Here is a 19,712-nt window from a genome sequence, read left to right on the forward strand (position 1 = left end):
AAGGGTCATGGCACAGTGGCAAACGCCGGAAGCATTGCGGGCACTGCTTTGTGAGCTCGTCAGCTGGCACAGCAGGACATTGACGGAAGGGGAAATCGAGTTCCCGAGGAAGCTGATGGAGAAAATGAAGGGCATTTCGTATTTTACCGAGCATCCGCAGCAGCTTAAGCTTGGGGAAGCCGATCTTGGACGGTCGTTCCTGACGGCCCTTTATAAGCATCCGCAAGCAACGAAGACCATTGTCCTCATCAGTCACTTCGACACGGTGAGTACGGAAGAATACGGGGTGCTCGAAGCACTTGCATTCAATCCAGAGGCGCTCACAAAAGAGCTTCCTCAATATGCGGCCGAACTTCATCCCGAAGCGAAGAAAGATCTCGAAGCCGGCACGTTCCTGTGGGGACGCGGCACGATGGACATGAAGGCGGGACTCGCCGTCCATATGGCGACCATCGAGAAAGCTTCAGCAGAGGGGTGGCCGGTGAATCTGGTCCTTTTGACGGTTCCGGATGAGGAGATCAACTCTTCCGGTATGAGGGCTGCCGTGACGGCCCTCAATGACATGAGGGATGAACATGGACTTACGTACACCCTCTTCCTGAACGGGGAGCCGGTCTTTTCCCAGAACCCGACGGATACGGCTTATAAGATCTATTCGGGCTCCATCGGGAAAATCATGCCGTCAGCGCTTTTCTATGGGAAGGAAACCCATGTCGGAGAGCCTCTCAGCGGGTTGACCTCATCGTTCATGGCGTCATTCCTGACCCGGAAGATGGAATGGAATCCCCTGTTCCGGGAAAGCGACCAAGGAGAATCGACACCGCTTCCCATCACATTGCTCCAGGAAGACCTGCGCCTGAATTATTCGGCCCAGACGCCGTTCGGTACCGTGGCCATGTACAATGTGTTCACGATGAAGCGTTCGGCCGCCGATGTGATGAATACCTTTGAAGAGGTGGCCAGGGAAGCGGCAGAAGAGTGCAATGAGTGGTACCGGGAGCTGTGCGAAAGGGAAGGGATCCCGTCGATCGGCGACGTATCCGTCCTGCGCTACGGGGAGCTTCTCCGTTATGCCGAGATGAAGATGGGGAAGGAATATATCGAAGCATTGAAGCAGGATATCCGCTCATACATCGGGGATGATCGGGAGAAATCATTCAAGATGGCCGACACCCTTCTCATCGACTGTCAGGAGTTGACGCCTGCCATCGTCTTGATGTACACCCCTCCGTATTACCCTGCGGTGAACACGTCTGACCATCCGCTTGTGCAGAAGCTGGTGGAGAAGGTGACCAAGGAGGCGGAGAAGTCTTTCGGACTGGAGGTGGAGCAGATCCACTACTTCAACGGGATCTCAGACTTGAGCTATGTGAATTTCAAGGATGAGCATCACGGCTGGACCGTGTATGAGGAAAATACCCCGGTGTGGGAAACGACGTACTCCATTCCGTTCGATGCCATGACAAGCCTTGACGCCCCCGTCCTGAACGTGGGACCGTTCGGGAAGGATGCCCATAAGCGCACCGAAAGGCTTCATATCGAGAGCGCATTTGTGAAGACGCCTGCTTTTGTGGAAGCTGTGATCAAAGAGGTAATGAATGATTGAATGACCGCGATCAGGGATCATCCCCTGCGCGGTTTTCTTATGGGAAAATGGCGACTAAAAACTTTTTTTACAAATAAAGTTAAACTTTTTAACAATATAGTGGAAGTTTTTAATGGTATACCTATAATAATGATAAAGTTCTAGTTCTTTAGGACTAAAAAATATGGGGTGATCATGTGAAAAAGTTTGAGGTGTTGATAAACGGAAGAACGGCAGCGATTTATCCTTCCTATGACGGAGTGCATCAGTCAAAGGTTGTCGATTGTTCAGGGGAAATCACGTACAGCAAGAAGTCTGTGAAAGAAGTGCTTGAAGAATCCTGCATCGTCCACGGGTCCGATTATAACGGACGAATCAGGGCGGTTCGAAGAGTATTGTCGTACGATCGAAAAACGCCGCTTTTGGTCAGTCTGATGGACTACATCCTGGCCATCCCTACACAATCACCCGATAATGATGATTGCATCTGGTTATTCTGCCGTCATATCCATTCAACGACCGTCGCCTGCGGTAAGACGTTTGTCCATTTCTCCAACGGGATGAAAATGGAAGTGAATTGTTCGTATGACGTGCTACATAGACAGCTCCAACGCGGCGCGGTGACGATGAATTATTTCAGCCGCTATCCGAGACCGCATTGAAGCTTTTAAAGATCCGTATGAAATAGAATCGTTTCTGCTGGAACCCTGTTGATCAAGGATGGCATAAGGAGAACTTTCTCTTCTTTGACTGTCACCATTCCTTGATGAACCGGGTTTTTTAGTTGTCGAGGTAATGTTAAAATATAATTTTATGAATTTTACAAATCCGTTGAAATATAATTTTAAAAGGGATTATAATAAGAATGAAAGCGCGTACGAGATTTAGGAGGAATTGAAATGCAGGATAATGTGTATGAACTGGGAACCGAGAAGGTCAATCCGGATACGTTAAAGATCGATACTGCCAGTACCGGTGAAGTGTTGCGGATGATGAATGACGAAGATCATAAAGTGGCGGAAGCCGTTAAAAAAGTCCTTCCCGTCGTGGAAGAAGTCGTGGATAAGGTGGTAGCTTCCATCTCTGCCGGGGGCAGGCTCATCTATATGGGGGCAGGTACAAGCGGCAGGCTCGGCGTCCTGGATGCTGTGGAATGCCCACCGACATTCAGCGTGGGGAGCGATGTGGTCGTCGGCTTGATTGCCGGTGGTGAACGGGCGTTCGTCAAAGCGGTAGAGGGAGCGGAAGACAATGAAGGGCTCGGTGCATCGGATCTTGCTGCACTTCAACTTGCTCCTGAAGATACGGTCGTTGGGATTGCGGCAAGCGGGCGGACACCGTATGTCATCGGGGGACTCAGGTACGCAAGGGAAGTCGGGGCCGTTACCGTCGCGCTCTCCTGCAACGAAGGGGCGAGAATATCTGAGGAAGCCGAGCATAAAATTGAAGTGAATGTAGGTCCCGAAGCACTGACGGGTTCAACCAGGCTCAAAGCGGGGACTGCTCAGAAGCTCGTGCTCAACATGATCTCCACTGCCTCCATGATCAAACTTGGAAAAGCTTACGGCAACCTCATGGTTGATGTGAATATCAGCAACTATAAGCTGGAACGAAGGGCCGTCGGCATCATCCGTGATATCACGGGGACCGACGAAGATACGGCGCTGAAGACGTTGAAGCTTGCCCATAATGAGGTCAAGGCATCAATCGTCATGATCAAGCTCGGCTGCGGGTATGACGAGGCGAAGGACCGGCTGCGGGATGCCAACGGGTACGTTCGGGTGGCTATTGAAGAATAGTCCCACCCGCTGGCGTCAGATATAAAAAATAAAAGGGGTCGAGAGGAGAGGGTCGCAGTGACAAACAGAGAACTGGCAGCGGCGATATTGAGGAAGTTCGGTGGTGCGGGGAACATCACGAGCTATGAGCATTGCATGACAAGGCTTCGTGTGAAGGTTGCCGATGAAAGCCTTGTCGAGAAGGCAACGATGAAAGACATCGACGGCGTCATCGGATTTGTGGAAGATGACACCTATCAGGTCATTTTGGGACCGGGGAAAGTGAACAAGGTTACGGAAGAGTTCGGGAAACTCGTTGCAGAAGATGGCAGTGACATCGACCTGAAAGCACGGGCCGCCGATCGGAAAGCCGAACTGAAGAAAAAAAACAGTACACCGGTCAAGCTTTTACTGAGAAGGATTGCCAATATCTTCATCCCTCTCATTCCGGCCCTGATCGCTTCGGGTCTGATCACAGGCTTCACAAAATTCTTCGTCCAGGCCGGATGGCTGAATGGTGAATCTAATCTTGTCATGATGCTGTCCGTAATCGGTAGCGGGTTGTTTGCCTACCTCGGCATCCTTGTCGGGGTGAATGCTGCCAAGGAGTTCGGTGGTTCACCGGCACTCGGGGGCCTTGCGGGGATTCTGATCATCAATCCGGCCATCGGTGACATCGCCCTCTTCGGGGAAAATCTCCTTCCGGGCAGGGGCGGCTTGATCGGGGTCTTGATTGCAGCAGTCTTCATGGCCTTCGTGGAGAAGAACGTACGGAAGATCATGCCTCAGGCCATCGATATCATTTTTACACCGACAATTGCACTCTTGGTCACAGGTTTACTGACATATACCGTATTCATGCCTGTGGGTGGATTCATATCTGATATTATTACTAAAGGATTATTATCATTGATCGAAGTCGGCGGAATCGGTGCAGGATTCGTCCTTGGGGCGACATTCCTTCCCCTCGTCGTGACCGGACTGCATCAGGGCTTGACGCCTGTGCATCTTGAGCTCATCAATTCCATCGGGGATGATCCCCTTCTGCCGATCCTCGCCATGGGTGGGGCCGGTCAGGTTGGAGCGGCCTTTGCCATTTTCTTCAAAACAAAGAAACCGAAGCTGAAGCGGGCCATCGGGGGGTCCCTTCCTGCCGGGATCCTCGGCATCGGTGAGCCGTTGATCTTCGGGGTGACGCTGCCTCTTGGCCGTCCGTTCCTGACAGCTTGTCTCGGCGCCGGTTTCGGCGGAGCTTTCCAGGCGCATTTCGATGTGGCGACTTTCGCCATCGGTGTCTCGGGTGTACCGCTGATCTTCCTTGTGAACGCAGGGGAAATCCTCTATTATGTCATTGGATTGCTCATTGCCTATCTCGCAGGCTTCCTGTTGACGTATGCATTCGGATTCAAAGATGAGATGGCGAGTGAGTTTGAATGATCGGTATTTCGATTTATCTGTCTGATCCACGTGCAGAAGAACGAATCATCCGGGCCTCTGCCATGGGGATCAAACAGGCTTTCACATCCTTTCATATTCCGGAGGAACCTGCCGGGCAGGAGCGGATACGCCAGCTCCTTTCCCTTTTCCATGATGAAGGTTTCGAAGTGTTCGCCGATGTCTCACGGCAGACTCCGGAGATGCTCGGCCTTACATGCTTCAGGGAGATGAGGTCGCTTGGGGTCACGGCACTGAGACTGGATGATGGGTTCTCACGCGAGGATGTGGAGCATCTTTCCCATCACTTCAAGCTTGCCATCAATGCCAGTACCGTCAGGAAGGAAGAAGTCGAGGACTGGTTGGGGATGGGAATCGATCCTTCCGCCCTGATCGCATGGCACAATTTTTATCCGCGAAGGGAAACGGGGATCAGCTCAGCGTTTTTCCGGTCCCAGCAGAGGATGTTCGACTCATTCGGGATTCCCGTGTATGCTTTCGTACCCGGTGATGAGGAACAGAGGGGACCGTTATTCCAGGGGCTCCCGACGCTTGAAGATCACAGGTACGGGAATCCGTATGTACATGCGGCCGGTCTTTTCCATGAAGGGGTCAGCGGTGTATTCATCGGTGATCCTGGATGGTCGGCAGAGCTTCTGCACCATCTTCACGAGCTGGACGGGAATGGGATCATCACCCTTTCCTATGAAGGCTCCAGTGAGGTGGAGGGTGAGTATTCCCTAAGGCCGGATCCGGGGCGGGATGTTCTCAGGATCATGAACACAAGGACGGCTGCCGGCGTTTCGCCTGAAGCATGCATTGAGCGCACGCCGGGAGCCATCACGAGGGATAATGATGACTATGGGCGCTACCGCGGGGAGATGGGGATCGTCATCCGCCCATTGGAAGCCGATCCTTCCGTCAACGTGGTGGGCTGGGTCCATGAACGGCATATGCCGCTCCTTCAATTCTTGAAACCGTCCCAGCGGATTCGCTTTAAAAAATATATTTGATCCAGTGGACCCTGTCTTGGCGGCAGGGTCCTTTTTGTAATGGAAAAATGGCACATACATACACCCTCTTCGTCCATACTAAGAGCAAACCATTCACGACGGAGGAGGGGGAATAGTGAAAAGAATATGGGTGGCATGCGTCCTTGTCGCGTTCGTGGGTCTGGGCTCTCCCTTCACGGCTGAAGCCGGCAATGATAGCACGGTGGCTCATTGGCGTTTCTCCAAAAGTGAAGTGAAGAGCGGATCCCTTGATGGGGGAAAACTGATCTTGAAGGATCGGAGCGGGAAAGGAAATGAGCTCGTCCTGGTCAACGATGGAACGGACGGGCTCTTGAACTGGTCGAAGGACGATATCGCACGGAAATTCATCGTGGGGAGCCTCGACTTTCATAACCGCAAAAGCTTGAAGGGCGGCCAATACTTTCAGACAGGGAAAGATGCTCCCCTCAATGGGGAGGCATTCTTGAAAGGCTATACCATTGAAGCGGTCATCAAGCTTCCCGATCCGTTCACAAGGGATGAATACAGTGGAATGGGGATCCTCGGCAGGAAGGGGTCTGAGCTGACCATCACCCATTTCAAACAGGTGCAGTGGACGGGAACACCTGCAAACGGCAAGAAATCAAGGGTCTTCGGATCCTTTGCCCTCCCGGGGAAAAAGGACTGGTATCACATCGCGGTGGTCAATGACGGTAAGAAGACGAGGGTATTCATCAACGGCGCGGAAGATTTCCGCCAAAATGCATCCACCGTCACCGGACTCCTGGCACCCAATAAGGGGGTATGGACGGTCGGGAAGGGAAGCGGCAAGGGTTCATTATTCGCCGGAAGCATCCAGGAAATCCGCATTTCGGATCAGGCACTCCCAAAAGGGAAGTGGCTCATTCCAGAACCGAGGAAAAACAATCTTCGCAGCGGGATGAGCAGCAAAGGTCATCTTCTCGGCAACAAGGAAAACTACAACTTCCTCTTTGTGCCCGATCCGCAGAAGACGGTCCGCTATATGCCTGCGTTGTTCCATCAGCAGGTGAAATGGATCTCCACCATGCAGGAGAAGTTGAATATCGCCATGACGGCATTCCTTGGAGACATGGTGGATCAAAGTGATTCGGCCAGGCAGTGGGAGCACTCATCCCTTAGCCTCAGCGTCCTCGACCGACGCCGGGTTCCCTATATCACCCTCGCAGGGAATCATGATTACGGGCTTGGCAACCCCTATCTCTACTATTACGGACCGAAGCGCTATACGGATAAGCCTTATTATAAGGGAACGTCCCCCTCAAAATTCAGCTCCTATTCCATTACAGAAGCCGGAAGTTATGAATATCTCTTCCTCTCAGTGGATATGGGCCATCTGAAGAAAGACCTGCCGTGGGCCAAAAAGGTACTGAAGGAGCACCCCGGGATACCGACCATCCTCTTGTCCCATGAGATCCTCACAAGCGACGGGACGTTCCCTGTCGATACGAATCGCGGCAGTCGCCTGTGGGAAGGCCTTGTGGATGGGAATGATCAGGTCTTCATGACGGTGAACGGACACCACCAGGGAACCGTGCACCGGATAAAGGAAAACCGTTTCGGGCATCCCGTCATCCAGGTCCTCGTCGATTATCAATCAAGCTACAACGGCGGGAACGGTTGGATGAGGCTCGCTGAGTTCGACGAAAAGCATGATAAGATCCGGTTCAAGACCTATTCCCCTTGGGCCGATTCCATCTCTGAAAAGGAGCGGAGCTATTTCGATGCCCCTTATCTGACCGGTGATGAACATCAATTCACGGTCCCATTTCGATTTAAAGAACGATTTGATTTTTAGCGTCCGGACTCCGGGCGCTATTTCTATTTTCGGATCAACGTTTTCCCTGCATCGTAAGCAGGGACACTCCTATTTATGTCGAATTATAATGGAATATGTCTCTTTTCCTTATATAATATGTATTGTGGGTATATGTTCAACTATATGTAAAGGATGGTTCGATTGGAAGATATAGTCGTGACCGGGTATGGTCTGAAGATACCCGGTGCCAACAATAAACAGGAATTCCATCACATATTGGAGAAAGGGATCTGCACGCATTCCATCCTGAAAGGAAAGGGAAGGAATCAGGGGGATATCATTGCGGGGCTGATCGACGATGAGTTCGAGACGCTTGGCAACAGGAACTACCGGCGGTATCCGAGATCGGCAAGACTCGCCGTCGCAGCGGCACGGGATGCAGTCGACATGAGCGGATTGTCGGCGGATCCCAGGCGGATCGGCGTCATCATCGGTACATCGGCAGGAGCGATCCTGGAAGTGGAAGCATATGCTCCAGTGGCATCAGGATTAAAAGGTTATCCGGTCCACGGGGTGTCCATCGTGGATTCGCACACGATTTCCTCTACGGTATCGGAGCATATCGGGGCAAAAGGCCCCGCCTATACACTTACTACAGGCTGTACGGCGAGTCTTGATGCGGTGTCCCTCGGGAAGTTACTGCTTAAGACCGGTCAGGTCGATGCCTGCCTTGTCGGGGGGACCGATGCTCCTCTTGGACAGTGGAGTATCAATGGCTTCCTGAAGATGAAAGCCATCCAATCAGCACGCTCCATCTCGGATGCTGGCGTCCCCTTCTCTAATCAGCATGACGGCTTTGTCCTTGCAGAAGGGGCGGCCATCCTGGTCCTCGAAAGAAGGGAAGATGCGCTGAAGAAGGGGCACCCGATCCACGGCAGTATCGGAAAGGTGGTTTCACGCAATGAAGGGAAGCCGATGCTCCAAGTGGACGATACGGGTGAAGAAATGCTCTCGGTCCTCCATGATGCCATCGGGGATGTGACCCCCACCTATGTGAACAGCCAGGCACTCGGCCTAAAGGTGAATGACCGGATTGAATCCATGAATCATCATCGCATGTTCAACAGGGATGTGCCCATCACCTCGATTAAAGGAATGACGGGTCATTCCTTTGCCGCCATGGGGGCGATCCAGACGATCTCTTCCATCCTCTCCATGGAGTATGGGTTTATCCCCCCCACCATCAAAACCAGTCAAGAAGGATTTGAGTCCCTTCCTTTGGTAAGAGAGACGCGCTATCAGCCGGTTTCAACTGTCAGTATCACGACACACGGCATAAGCGGAAATAACGCCTGTATGTTAATTTCGAAGTAGGAGGGATGGCATCATGTTTTTTTTATACTCAATTATCGTCGCATTGATCCCGATCATCATCGGCGCCACCATACTTCGTATGTTCAAGGGAAGCAGTTTGTCGAGGGTGCTTTTCTTATTCCTGGTTTTCGCCACATTCTGGCAGTTGGATGTATCGGTATTATTTGCTTATACGTTACTCCCTGAGGAAGTGGTCGAGTTTCTCTTCAGGCTCTTCCGGTTCGGGAGCATCATGATCGCACCGATTCTCTTCCATGTGGCTTACACCGTCTATATGCAGGAGCTGAAGCACTTGAAGGGGACCAGATGGCGCTTCTTCATGAATAGGGGCATACTCGTCTTCTTCTATTGCTGGAGTTTCATCGTGTATGTGATCGGGTGGACAGAGAAGGGGGTCGCTTCCCTGCGGGTGATCAATCCCGGTCATGCATTCCCCTTCTACTTCCCTGTGCCGGGCGAGTATTCGTGGGTGTTTTACCTGAATACGATCATGTTCGCCGTCAGTCTGGCCGTATCGTATTTGTTATCGAGATGGATCGAGAGTCCGGCTCAGCGTTCTTTCCTGATCCACTTCACCATCTCCACCGTGGTGGGTTATTCCCTTGGCGTGTTGAATCTCTATCCCGGTTCCATGTTGCTCCCGAGTTCATTCGCGGTGCTGCTGTTCGCCATTTCCATCCTGATTTTATCGAATCGCATCCACGTTGAAACCGTGAAGAAGATGAATGAACGGATCGATGAGCAGCATACCTTCCTCAGGACGGTGATCGATATGAATCCGAGCTATATTTATGCGAAAGATGAGGACGGTCGGTATTCCCTGGTGAATCTCGCGTATGCCTCCCTGTTCGGACTCTCCAAGGATGAGATGATCGGAATGACCGATCTTGAGCTACAGGAGAGCAGACAGACGGGCAGGGATATCGTGGAAATGGACCGGTTCATTCTGCGGACGATGAAGGGGATCGATGTCGAAGAAGAAAAGTTCGTCGACACGTGCGGCGGTGTCCGCTGGCTCCAGACGTCAAAGATCCCCATTGTGACAGATGACACTACCCTGGTACTCTGTGTTTCCACAGACATCACGGAGCGGAAGGAGCATGAAGAAGAGCTCGCTTACCAAGCGAACCACGATGTACTGACGCGTCTCCCGAATCGCCGGCAGTTCAATGACGACCTTACGGGGTTCCTCGAGGACGCCTCCAGGGGAGCCCTCATGCTCATTGACCTGGACCGATTCAAATACATCAATGATACCCTCGGTCACGACTTCGGGGATCTTCTCCTCATTGAAGTTGCCGAGCGTTTGGCAGCCTTCCTGCGGCCGTATGGGGCGAACGTCTATCGTCTTGGCGGCGATGAGTTCACTCTTCTCTTCCCGGATCGTTCCAAAGAGGAGGCGGTGGTGATCGCCAATGACCTGCTCGATCAGTTCAGGAGGGAGTTCTGGATCCAGGGGCAGGAATATACCATCACACCGAGCATCGGGATCAGCCTTTATCCTCAAGATGCCCGAGATGCCAAGACGCTCATGAAAAATGCCGATACGGCCATGTACTATGTGAAAGAGAAAGGCAAGAACAGCTTCCAGTTCTTCTCTGATGAAATGAACCATCAGTTTTACCGAAAAATGGTGATTGAGAAAGAACTCCGATCGGCCCTCTCCCGCAACGAATTGATCTTGCACTATCAGCCGTCCTGGAATCTTTCTTCCGAAAAGGTATGCGGGATGGAGGCGCTCCTGCGATGGACGAACCAAACCCTCGGTCCGGTCTCGCCGTCTGAGTTCATCCCGGTCGCTGAAGAAACGGGACTCATCATTCCAATCGGGGAATGGGTGCTGAAGGAAGCATGCAAGCAAAACGTACGCTGGCAGCGTGCTGGTTACCCTCCGATGAAGGTGGGGGTCAATGTATCGATCAAGCAGCTCCTCGACGAATCATTCGCCTGCATGGTGAAGGACGTTCTGAGCCGGACGGGCCTCAATCCAGATTATCTTGACCTTGAAGTCACCGAGAGCATCGCCATGTACGAGCTCGATATCATGATCCGGAAGCTGAATGAACTGAAGGCGATCGGTGTGTCCATCTCCATGGATGATTTCGGTACAGGCTACTCAAGCTTGAGCTATCTGAAGCAGTATCCACTAGATACGTTGAAGATCGACCGTTCCTTCATCAAGGGGATCACCTCCCACGAAGACCACAAAGCCATCGTCATGAGTATCATTTCCATGGCAAAGCATCTGCAACTGAAGGTCACAGCGGAAGGGGTCGAGGATATGGGGGAATACGACTTCCTGAAACAGACTGAGTGCGATGTGATCCAAGGGTATGCCATCAGCAGACCCTTGTCTCCTGAGGACTTCGAGAAGAATGTCTTCGGCAAGATGAAACTATAATGAAAGCCGTCCCGATCATTCCGGGACGGCTTTTTTCAATGATGGGGCCTGAAGATGGATTGGAATCGGGTCATGGTGGTATCGTGAAAGATCGAATGCCGCGGGAGCTCATAGAGATGATCGTCTTGAGAAGCGTCACGCTCTTCCGTTGTGAAAGCCATGTCGATGCCGAGTTCATTCAGGATCCTGATTGACTTGGGTGAATACTCCCCGTAAGGATAAGCAAAAGCAAGGCTTTCCCCCTTCAGGACCCCGATGCTTTTCGCAACATCTTTTCTGATGGCGCCTGCTTCTTCCGTGATCAAAAAGCTTTTTTTATCCTTCGTGGAAGACCCTTTCCGGTGATGGAAGTCAAAGGTGTGACTGTAATAGGAAAAGACGCTACAGGCGGAGGCAAGTTCTTCCGTGGTCGCGTACTGTACGTACTCGGGGGTGAAGGGACGATCTTCCGCAGTGATCATACCTGCGATCAGGAAGCTCGCAGCTTGAAATCCGTACTTCTTCAAGATCGGATATGCTTCGATCACGTTGTCCTTATACCCGTCGTCGAAGGTGATGACCACGCTTTTCTTCGGAATCTCCTGTTTGTTTATAAGGAATTCATGGAGCTCGGGAAGGGTGAGGGAGGTGAACCCTTCTTCTTTCAAAAACGCGATCTGTTTCTCGAATTCCTCCTTTGTGACAATCATCTGGTTCACCCTTCCATCGACCATGTGCCGGGAAGAGAGGTCGCTCTCATCCACGATGCGATGATAGGTGAGGATCGGGACCGTACCGTCATGTCTCGTGCTCGCGTTGAACCTCCTTGGCTCCTTCGCACAGGAATCGATCTCGATGTTGCTGTCTGCCGAGGCAGTGGTGACAGGCTCAGGGAGGTGAAGCTCGGTGAGATACAGGAAGATGCCTGCGAAGATGCTGAAAAGAAGGGCGAGGAAACCGGATGCAAAAAGGCTCTTCAGAATCATGCCCGTTTCACTCCCTTCCAGCCCACCGTACCGCTCCGTTCAAACTTATCCCATGACTGGGGCTGATGGAAGTAGGAGAGGGTGCCGTACACGACGAAGACAAGATTGATCATCCGGTAAACGCCGATTTCCACAGGGAGGAAGCAGAGGATCCGGATGATGTCCCGTTTGGAAAACCGGATGCCGTGAAGCCTGCTGATATAGATGGTGGTGATGCTTTGATACATGAAGAGCATGACGGCCGTCAGCCCGAGGAACAGGAACAGCGTCATCCCATCATGGCGGAAGATGAAGACGATAGGTGCCGCGATCACAGTGAAAGCATTCAACGTACCGATGACGAACTGGTCGACCAGGAAGAAAAGAGAGAATCTCCAGGAAAATCGGGTGAAATAGGAGGAGCGGTAGTGAATCAGGCAGTCGATGAACGCCTTTTGCCAGCGGACCCGCTGCTTGAACATGGACTTTAATGTATCGGGGCATTCCGTGTAGCAGACAGCGGAAGGTACGAAGGAGATCCGGGAACTGCGGCCATTCTCTTCGATCCATCGGTGAAGCTTGAGGGTGATATCCATATCTTCACCGATCGTACTGCGGAAGCCTTGTATGTGGAAGAGGGTTTCCCTGCGGAACGTGCCGAAAGCCCCTGCGATGACCGTGATGGCTCCGACCGCTGCCTGTGCCCGCTTGTGGAGAAGGAAAGCGGTCAGATACTGGAGGAACTGATAGCGGATCACATTCGGGATCGTAAATGTTGGCTTCAAATGGCCCATCTCACCGGAGAATGCCTGAGAGATCAGCACGTTTCCACCGCAGGCGATGACCCTGTGATCCTGGAAGGCAGCGTTCATCTCCACTAATGCATCTTCCCCGAGGATGCTGTCGGCATCCAGGGTGATTACCAGCTCATTGCGGCTGAAAGTGATGCCTGCATTCAGGGCATCGGCTTTCCCGCCGTTCACTTTATCTAGGACATAGATCGATGGGTGGAGGGAAGAACGGAAGACATTGATGACCTCCTTATGAACCAATCCGCCTTCACACGGTCTATGGTAAAGATGTAGATCGAGCAGCTCCTTCAGGACATCGAAGGTGGCGTCGGTCGACCCGTCGTTCACGATGATGAGCTCTGCATCCCCATGGGCCTGATGCAAATATCCTTGAATGCAATTCTCGATCACCTTCTCTTCATTATAAGCGGGAACGATGATGGAGAAGGAGTGCTGTCTTGTAATGGGGCTCCGTTTCTTCTTTTCATTCTTGAACAGTGGAATCAGGATATAGACGGTTTGAAACAGGACGAAGGCGATAAAAAGTGTGAAGGTGAGTAAGAGCAATACCATATTCATTCCTCCCCGCGGTGTTGATAGACCCGCACATAGTCGATCAGGAATTCTTCATGTAAATCCCAACGCTCGGGATCCCCCGGCCACGTTCCGCCGATGGCGGTATTCATATATAGAAAGAGTGGAAGATTCGGAGAGAAGGAGGTGGTTTCGAATACTACCTCTCCATCAAGCGTCCAGGAGACTCTGTCTTTTTCCCAAATCATCCCGTACGTATGGAAATGTTCATAAAAGGCTTCCTTTCCTGTATAGGTGAAGTAATCCCGCTTCTGAACGTCTTGATCATCTTTCCAGTGAAGGACGAAGTAGAGGTTGTTCGGTTCCTGTCCGATGTTCTCCATTACATCGATCTCCGGCAGCCAATCCCCGGTTTCGGAGTTCACTAGCCAGAGGGCGGGGAATACCCCCCTTGATGTAGGGAGCTTTGCACGTATTTCCACTTTACCGTACGTGAATTCAAACAAATCTTCCGTGGTCACGGCCCCTGATGTATAATGTCTGCCTTTATACCGCTCCGACTTCGAGGAAAGGACAAGGTATCCGTTCTTCGTCGAGACATTATCGGGCGTATAATACTGGAGTTCCTCGTTCTTGTCGGAAGGCCAGTCCTGGATGTTCCATTTATCTCTCCATGCGTCCCCGCTGAATTCTTCTTCAAAGATCATGGTCCACTCTTCTTGGGGATGGGGGCGTGGGGGAGAATCCCGCAATGTAAGAGGGAAGGGCTCGTCTGTCTGTACTTCAACGTGGCGCTCCGGTGTCACGTCGGATGTGAGAGAGAGGATAAGCGATAGGAACAGAATACCGATGATTACCTTCAACGAAATCACCTCAAGTTCTTAATAGTGAACAGAAAAACCTTGATGGGCCGATCGTTCATATTCGAATGGGGGTGTGAGAGTATAGTGGCTTCAAGATTCATACGTGAGAGTGAGGGATAAGAGGGTTTGTTCTTGATTAAGAACTATAGTAGCAGGTATTTTTCATCAGGTAAAGAAATAGTTTGCAAAGAACCTTGTCATATAGTGTCGTTTTTTGTGTTTTATTATACGTTTACTAGTTCTTTATAATGAAATATTCTATAGAAATAGGAGACTAGCAGAGGAATACACAGTATTCTGCCGGGTGGAAGGGGAATTCCACTTTTTACAGTAGAAGAAAGTATCACCAAAAACCAAACTCATCCATTTACCGCCTTTATTAATGGTATGATAGGGTTATTACTAGTGAGTATCGTGTTTGAATGAAGGAGATTGACCAAAAGATGACTAGTCCCAGTGAAATGATGATAGATTTTTTGAAGCGGCACGAAAATGAGATGATCCAGAACTGGCTCGATGACATCGTGATTTCAGATACAGATAAGCATAAGGAAGAGGTTGAGCGAAATGCGAGGCGGATGTTCCACCTTGTCGTGCGCGCGGTGGAAAGGCCACTGACGGAAGAGGAAATGCTCTTCCTTGCCAATAAGACAGCCCAGGAGCGTGTCGATGCCGATGTGAACATCAGTGAGTTCGTGTACAACGTCAACATCGGGAAAAGCACGATCATCAAATGGTTGAATCACTCCTTTATGGAGCATGGTGGATTTCAGCCCAAGCTCGACTTTGTGAATGAGCTGTTTGATCGTTTTTCCTATCTGGCGGTGAGACGGTATACGGAGATCAAGGATCAGGTGCTGAAGGAAAAGGAGCTCTATATCGACCAGACCCATAAAGAGCGTTTGACCATCCTTGGACAGATGAGCTCAAGCTTTGTCCATGAATTCAGGAATCCCCTGACCTCCATCATCGGATTCATGAAGCTTTTGAAAAATGACTATCCCGAGCTCCCATACATGGATATCATGCAGCATGAGCTTGATCAATTGAACTATCGCATCTCCCAGTTTCTCCATGTTTCCCGTAAGGAGCTCATCGAAAGCAAGCAGGAAAGCATGAGCCTCATGAGCCTTCTTGAAGAACTGATCGAGTTTCTCTATCCAACCCTCCTGGATGGAGATGTGTCTATTCAGAGTCACTGCTCCCCGGATGTAACAATCGTGGGGAACAAGGATGAGATCAGACAGGTATTCCTGAATCTGATCATGAACTCCATCGATGCGCTTCAGGAAGTGCAAGGATATCGCCATATCAATGTGAGCTGCGAAATGAAGGAGGATGATGTGGTGGTCACGTTCTGCAATAACGGGCCCCGCATCGAGGAAGAGAGAATCGAAGCGATCTTCGAGCCTTTCTTCACAACGAAGGATCTTGGTACAGGCATCGGTCTTTACATTTGCAGAAAGCTTGTGGAGAAGCATAACGGCACCCTCACCTGTCGTTCCACCGACGAGAAGACGACTTTTATCATACGCATACCGGTTGAATCATCCGTTTTTCAACCATGATCTGCCGGCTGATGCCGGTTCTTTTTTTGTTTGAAAAAAGTTTACGGGGCAGGTACCCCTAAACGCTCCCGAATCCTATATAAAGGGTGAAGGGGGTGATAAACATGGCAGCGATCGACTTAAAGGATACGCGTCTCCGATTCCAGTTTTATGAAGGACTTGATGGTGATGGCAAGCCGGTTTTCGAGTACAAGTCCTACAGCTACATCAACGGAACTGCATCTGCAGATGATGTCAACAGCGCCGCTGAATCATTGGCGGGTCTTTCGGAAAAGACGCTTTCCAATGTGGAAGTGGTCAAACGATTCGACGTGAACGCGTAATGCATGTGCTTATCATGAAGAGGGGAGGGGAAAAGGATGGCAAAAACATTGGAATTGATTTTCAAGAACGAAATGGGCAAACAGGCTAAGATCTCCGTTATCGAGCCGAAAGAGCCGGTGGATCAGGACGCGGTGAAAGCCGCCATGGAGAATCTGATTGCAAAGGATGTCTTCGGAAGTTCAGGCGGATCGCTCGTTTCCATCGAAGGAGCGCGCATCGTGGAACGGAATGTAACTGACTATGAACTGATGTAATCAAAAAGGGGAGTGTGTCTATCGACACACTCCCCTTTTTGATATGGATCCGTCAGCTTTCTTTCACTGCAGCTTCCGGAGTGGAGGCCGCCTTCTCCAAGTATGAAACGGATGCGCTGAGAAGGACCTTGGCTGCATTCATCATGGCATCCTCATCGATATCGAACTTCGGGTGATGATGCGGGTAGATGGCATTCTTCTCGGGGTTGCCGGCACCTGTGAAGAAGAAGGTGCCAGGCACCTCGTTCAAATAGTGGGAGAAGTCTTCTCCACCCATCATCGGTTCAAGTTCGAATACGTCGTCCCCGAAAAGCTCCTTCGCACATGAAACGAGGTGTGCCGTTTCGGCTATATGATTGATGACCGCTGGATATCCTTTATCGTACTTGAATTCGTACGAAGCGCCACTGCCTGAGCAAAGGGCATTCAAGAAGGTCTCCATCTCTTTGATGATGAATTCCTGGGTACCCTCATCGAATGTCCGCACCGTTCCGACAATGGACGCTTTGTCGGCAATGATATTGAATGCATCCCCTGCGTGGAATGAACCGACGGTGATGACCGCCGGGGACAATGGATTGATGCGCCTGCTTACGATCTGCTGCAACCACTGGATGTAGTTCGTGCCGAGCATGATGCTGTCCACGGTCTCGTGGGGAGACGCACCGTGACCACCTTTACCCTGGATGGTCACCTCGAACTTATCAGCTGCCGCCATGATCGGACCTGCATTGTAGCCGATCTTCCCGACAGGGATCGTACTCCATAAATGGGTGCCGAAAATGGCATCCACTCCGTCCAGGCAGCCGTCCTCGATCATGGGCTTGGCTCCGCCCGGGGCGATTTCTTCCCCGAATTGATGGATCAGGACTACGTCGCCCTTTAGGTGCTCCCGGTTCTGCTGGAGGACTTTTGCTGTGACCAGAAGGGTTGCCGTATGGGCGTCATGGCCGCATGCGTGCATGGCGCCGTCAACCTTAGAGCGGTACGGGACATCCTTTTCATCGTGAAGGGGGAGGGCATCGAAGTCCGCTCTAAGGGCCACCGTCTTCCCTGGCAGTCCGCCCTTGATCTTCCCGACGACACCGTTCCCGCCTATTCCGGTCCGCACCTCGATGCCGAGCTCGCTCAGGTAGTTCGCGATGTATTCAGGCGTATGGACTTCTTGGAAAGAGAGTTCGGGACGTTCGTGCAAATAACGGCGAATCGAGATCATTTCCTGTGCATGCTGTTCAAGCTGACTGAGTAGTTGTTCCATGAAAAAACCCCTTTTCGTTATGTAGTGTGAAATAGTATAAATAGTTTGAATAATAGGTAAAATCATATCAAAAATTACAAGGATTGTGGGGATTATTAGGGAAAAGTTTGAATGTAAACGATTAAATCTGAAAATTTGTATGATTACACAAAAAATTAGCTTCTATTTTGTGGAATATCACATGGCAATTTTCATTCACTCCTTTATAATCGGTCGTAATACAAATTTTCAGAAAACAACAGGAGTGATCAGATGGAATCGGTTCGAAAGACGAATCAGGAGATGAACAGAACAAAAAAGAACTGGTTTGGAAAAATGCTAGACGTTGTGGAGAAAACGGGGAATAAGCTTCCCGATCCCGTCACCTTATTCATCCTCTTCGCCTTCATTGTCATAATCGTATCCTACATAGGCTCTGCAGCGGGCTGGAGAGCAATCCATCCGTCCACGGGTGAAGAAGTCACCGTGGTCAGCCTCCTTTCGGCAGAAGGATTGCAGCGGATGATGACCAATATGGTCAAAAACTTTGCCGATTTCCCGCCACTCGGGGTGGTACTAGTTACCATGATTGGTGTCGGTGTCGCAGAAGGAGTCGGGCTCATTTCAGCGCTCTTGAAAAAGGTTGTCTACTCCACGTCACCTAAACTGATCACCATCAGTATCGTCTTCTCGGGAATCCTGGCCAATATCGCCGGGGACGCCGGATTCATCGTGCTTCCTCCGATCGCTGCCATGGTGTTTGCAAGCGTCGGGCGGCACCCGATCGCCGGAATGGTGGCTGCGTACGCTTCGGTCGCGGGCGGTTTCAGTGCCAATCTCATCGTCAACATGCTTGATGCCCTTTTGGCCGGCTTCACTGAGTCATCGGCTCAAATCATCGACAAGGATTTCGTCGCAAATCCGGCCATGAACTGGTACTTCCTCATGGCATCCTGCGTCATCATCATTCCCGTTGCCGTATGGGTGACTGAAAGAATCGTCGAACCGCGTCTGCCTGCCTATACGGGACCGCAGATGAAAATGGACAAGCTGTCGGCCCTCGAGTCCAGGGGATTGAAGTGGGCAGGAGTCACAACGCTTCTGTTCCTCGCACTCGTCGCCTGGACGATCGTGCCGGAAAACGGTGCCCTTAGGGGAGAGAATGGTTCCATCATCATCTCCCCGTTCATGAACTCCCTTGTACCGCTGATCATGGGATTGTTCCTCCTCCCGGCAGTGGTCTACGGCTTCATCACGAAAGAGCTGCGCAACGATAAGGATGTGGCACAGGCGATGGCCACCTCCATGGGGACAATGGGGATGTATATCGTCCTCGCCTTCTTCTCGGCACAGTTCATTACCTATTTCAACTGGAGCAACCTGGGTGTCATCCTTGCCATCAAAGGAGCGGGCGTCCTCGAGGGCCTTGGACTTGAAGGGCTGCCCCTCATCCTTGGATTCATCGCCATCACGGCCTTCCTCAATCTTTTCATCGGAAGCGCTTCGGCGAAATGGGCCATCCTCGGACCTGTATTCGTCCCGATGTTCATGATCCTCGGCTTTGACCCGGCCATGACGCAGCTCGCCTACCGGATCGGCGATTCCATCACGAACCCGATCACACCGATGTTCGCCTACTTTGCCATCCTGCTCGCCCTAGCGAAGAAATACGATAAGAACCTCGGACTCGGCTCACTCATATCGGTGATGCTTCCGTATACGATCTTCTTCGCCATCTCCTGGGCATTGTTCTTTGTCCTATGGTATTATCTCGGATTACCTCTCGGACCTGGATCAGGGATATTCTTGAAATGAAACAAAGTAAAAGCCCGAAT

16 protein-coding genes are annotated in these 19,712 nt (G+C 51.2%); 12 read left to right on the plus strand and 4 right to left on the minus strand.

The annotated features are described in order from the left end of the window. The first annotated feature begins 7 nt into the window (after window positions 1-7). The 8 genes from ACNA6I_RS16610 (at window position 8) to ACNA6I_RS16645 (ending at window position 11,362) form a co-directional block, all read left to right on the plus strand. Complete coding sequence (locus ACNA6I_RS16610; RefSeq protein WP_048006587.1) at window positions 8-1,606, plus strand: M20/M25/M40 family metallo-hydrolase; 1,599 nt, start codon at window positions 8-10, stop codon at window positions 1,604-1,606. A gap of 176 nt (window positions 1,607-1,782) precedes the next feature. Beyond that, entirely contained in the window at window positions 1,783-2,247 is a 465-nt protein-coding gene (locus tag ACNA6I_RS16615; RefSeq protein ID WP_048006586.1) for a competence protein ComK, read from the plus strand. Between the two features lie 237 nt (window positions 2,248-2,484). Beyond that, window positions 2,485-3,384, plus strand: a complete 900-nt coding sequence (gene murQ / locus ACNA6I_RS16620) for an N-acetylmuramic acid 6-phosphate etherase (RefSeq protein WP_048013223.1) — start codon at window positions 2,485-2,487, stop codon at window positions 3,382-3,384. A gap of 57 nt (window positions 3,385-3,441) precedes the next feature. Further along, a complete protein-coding gene (locus ACNA6I_RS16625) occupies window positions 3,442-4,800 on the plus strand; it encodes a PTS transporter subunit EIIC (protein ID WP_048015841.1) in 1,359 nt (452 codons plus the stop codon). After that, window positions 4,797-5,810, plus strand: a complete 1,014-nt coding sequence (locus ACNA6I_RS16630; RefSeq protein ID WP_367258142.1) for a MupG family TIM beta-alpha barrel fold protein — start codon at window positions 4,797-4,799, stop codon at window positions 5,808-5,810. Before ACNA6I_RS16625 ends, ACNA6I_RS16630 begins: the two co-directional genes overlap by 4 nt. A gap of 115 nt (window positions 5,811-5,925) precedes the next feature. Then, window positions 5,926-7,626, plus strand: coding sequence for a LamG-like jellyroll fold domain-containing protein (locus ACNA6I_RS16635; protein ID WP_416313786.1), 1,701 nt, complete (start codon window positions 5,926-5,928; stop codon window positions 7,624-7,626). 162 nt (window positions 7,627-7,788) lie between these two features. Continuing rightward, window positions 7,789-8,961, plus strand: coding sequence for a beta-ketoacyl synthase N-terminal-like domain-containing protein (locus ACNA6I_RS16640; RefSeq protein WP_416313787.1), 1,173 nt, complete (start codon window positions 7,789-7,791; stop codon window positions 8,959-8,961). Between the two features lie 13 nt (window positions 8,962-8,974). Continuing rightward, window positions 8,975-11,362, plus strand: a complete 2,388-nt coding sequence (locus ACNA6I_RS16645; RefSeq protein ID WP_416313788.1) for a putative bifunctional diguanylate cyclase/phosphodiesterase — start codon at window positions 8,975-8,977, stop codon at window positions 11,360-11,362. Window positions 11,363-11,397: 35 nt separating this feature from the next. Here ACNA6I_RS16645 and ACNA6I_RS16650 read toward each other — a convergent pair whose 3' ends face one another. The 3 genes from ACNA6I_RS16650 to ACNA6I_RS16660 are packed head-to-tail and all read right to left on the minus strand — an operon-like array spanning window position 11,398 to window position 14,494. After that, entirely contained in the window at window positions 11,398-12,327 is a 930-nt protein-coding gene (locus tag ACNA6I_RS16650; protein WP_416313789.1) for a polysaccharide deacetylase family protein, read from the minus strand. Then, window positions 12,324-13,670 (minus strand): glycosyltransferase family 2 protein, encoded by a 1,347-nt coding sequence (locus ACNA6I_RS16655; protein ID WP_416313790.1) that lies wholly within the window; start codon window positions 13,668-13,670, stop codon window positions 12,324-12,326. The genes ACNA6I_RS16650 and ACNA6I_RS16655 overlap by 4 nt, the downstream gene beginning before the upstream one ends. A gap of 2 nt (window positions 13,671-13,672) precedes the next feature. After that, the gene (locus tag ACNA6I_RS16660) at window positions 13,673-14,494 is read right to left on the minus strand and encodes a family 16 glycosylhydrolase (protein ID WP_416313791.1); all 822 of its coding nucleotides are present in this window, start codon (window positions 14,492-14,494) and stop codon (window positions 13,673-13,675) included. Between the two features lie 461 nt (window positions 14,495-14,955). Here ACNA6I_RS16660 and ACNA6I_RS16665 point away from each other — a divergent pair, with 461 nt between their 5' ends. The 3 genes from ACNA6I_RS16665 to ACNA6I_RS16675 all read left to right on the plus strand — a co-directional run bounded on the left by ACNA6I_RS16665 (window position 14,956) and on the right by ACNA6I_RS16675 (window position 16,640). Then, the gene (locus ACNA6I_RS16665) at window positions 14,956-16,062 is read left to right on the plus strand and encodes a histidine kinase N-terminal domain-containing protein (protein ID WP_231578877.1); all 1,107 of its coding nucleotides are present in this window, start codon (window positions 14,956-14,958) and stop codon (window positions 16,060-16,062) included. A 104-nt stretch (window positions 16,063-16,166) separates the two neighbouring features. Then, window positions 16,167-16,385 (plus strand): DUF1659 domain-containing protein, encoded by a 219-nt coding sequence (locus tag ACNA6I_RS16670; RefSeq protein WP_048015846.1) that lies wholly within the window; start codon window positions 16,167-16,169, stop codon window positions 16,383-16,385. 36 nt (window positions 16,386-16,421) lie between these two features. Continuing rightward, on the plus strand, window positions 16,422-16,640 hold the full coding sequence (locus tag ACNA6I_RS16675) for a DUF2922 domain-containing protein (RefSeq protein WP_048006576.1): 219 nt from the start codon (window positions 16,422-16,424) through the stop codon (window positions 16,638-16,640). Window positions 16,641-16,692: 52 nt separating this feature from the next. Here the strand turns inward: ACNA6I_RS16675 and ACNA6I_RS16680 are convergent, their stop codons facing one another. Continuing rightward, entirely contained in the window at window positions 16,693-17,898 is a 1,206-nt protein-coding gene (locus ACNA6I_RS16680) for a M20 family metallopeptidase (RefSeq protein WP_416313792.1), read from the minus strand. A 252-nt stretch (window positions 17,899-18,150) separates the two neighbouring features. On the opposite strand from ACNA6I_RS16680, the gene ACNA6I_RS16685 reads away from it, so the two are divergent. Next, on the plus strand, window positions 18,151-19,692 hold the full coding sequence (locus ACNA6I_RS16685; protein ID WP_231578875.1) for an AbgT family transporter: 1,542 nt from the start codon (window positions 18,151-18,153) through the stop codon (window positions 19,690-19,692). Window positions 19,693-19,712 lie beyond the last annotated feature (20 nt).

The organism is Rossellomorea sp. FS2, from assembly GCF_047915635.1.
GTDB classification, from domain to species: domain Bacteria; phylum Bacillota; class Bacilli; order Bacillales; family Bacillaceae_B; genus Rossellomorea; species Rossellomorea marisflavi_A.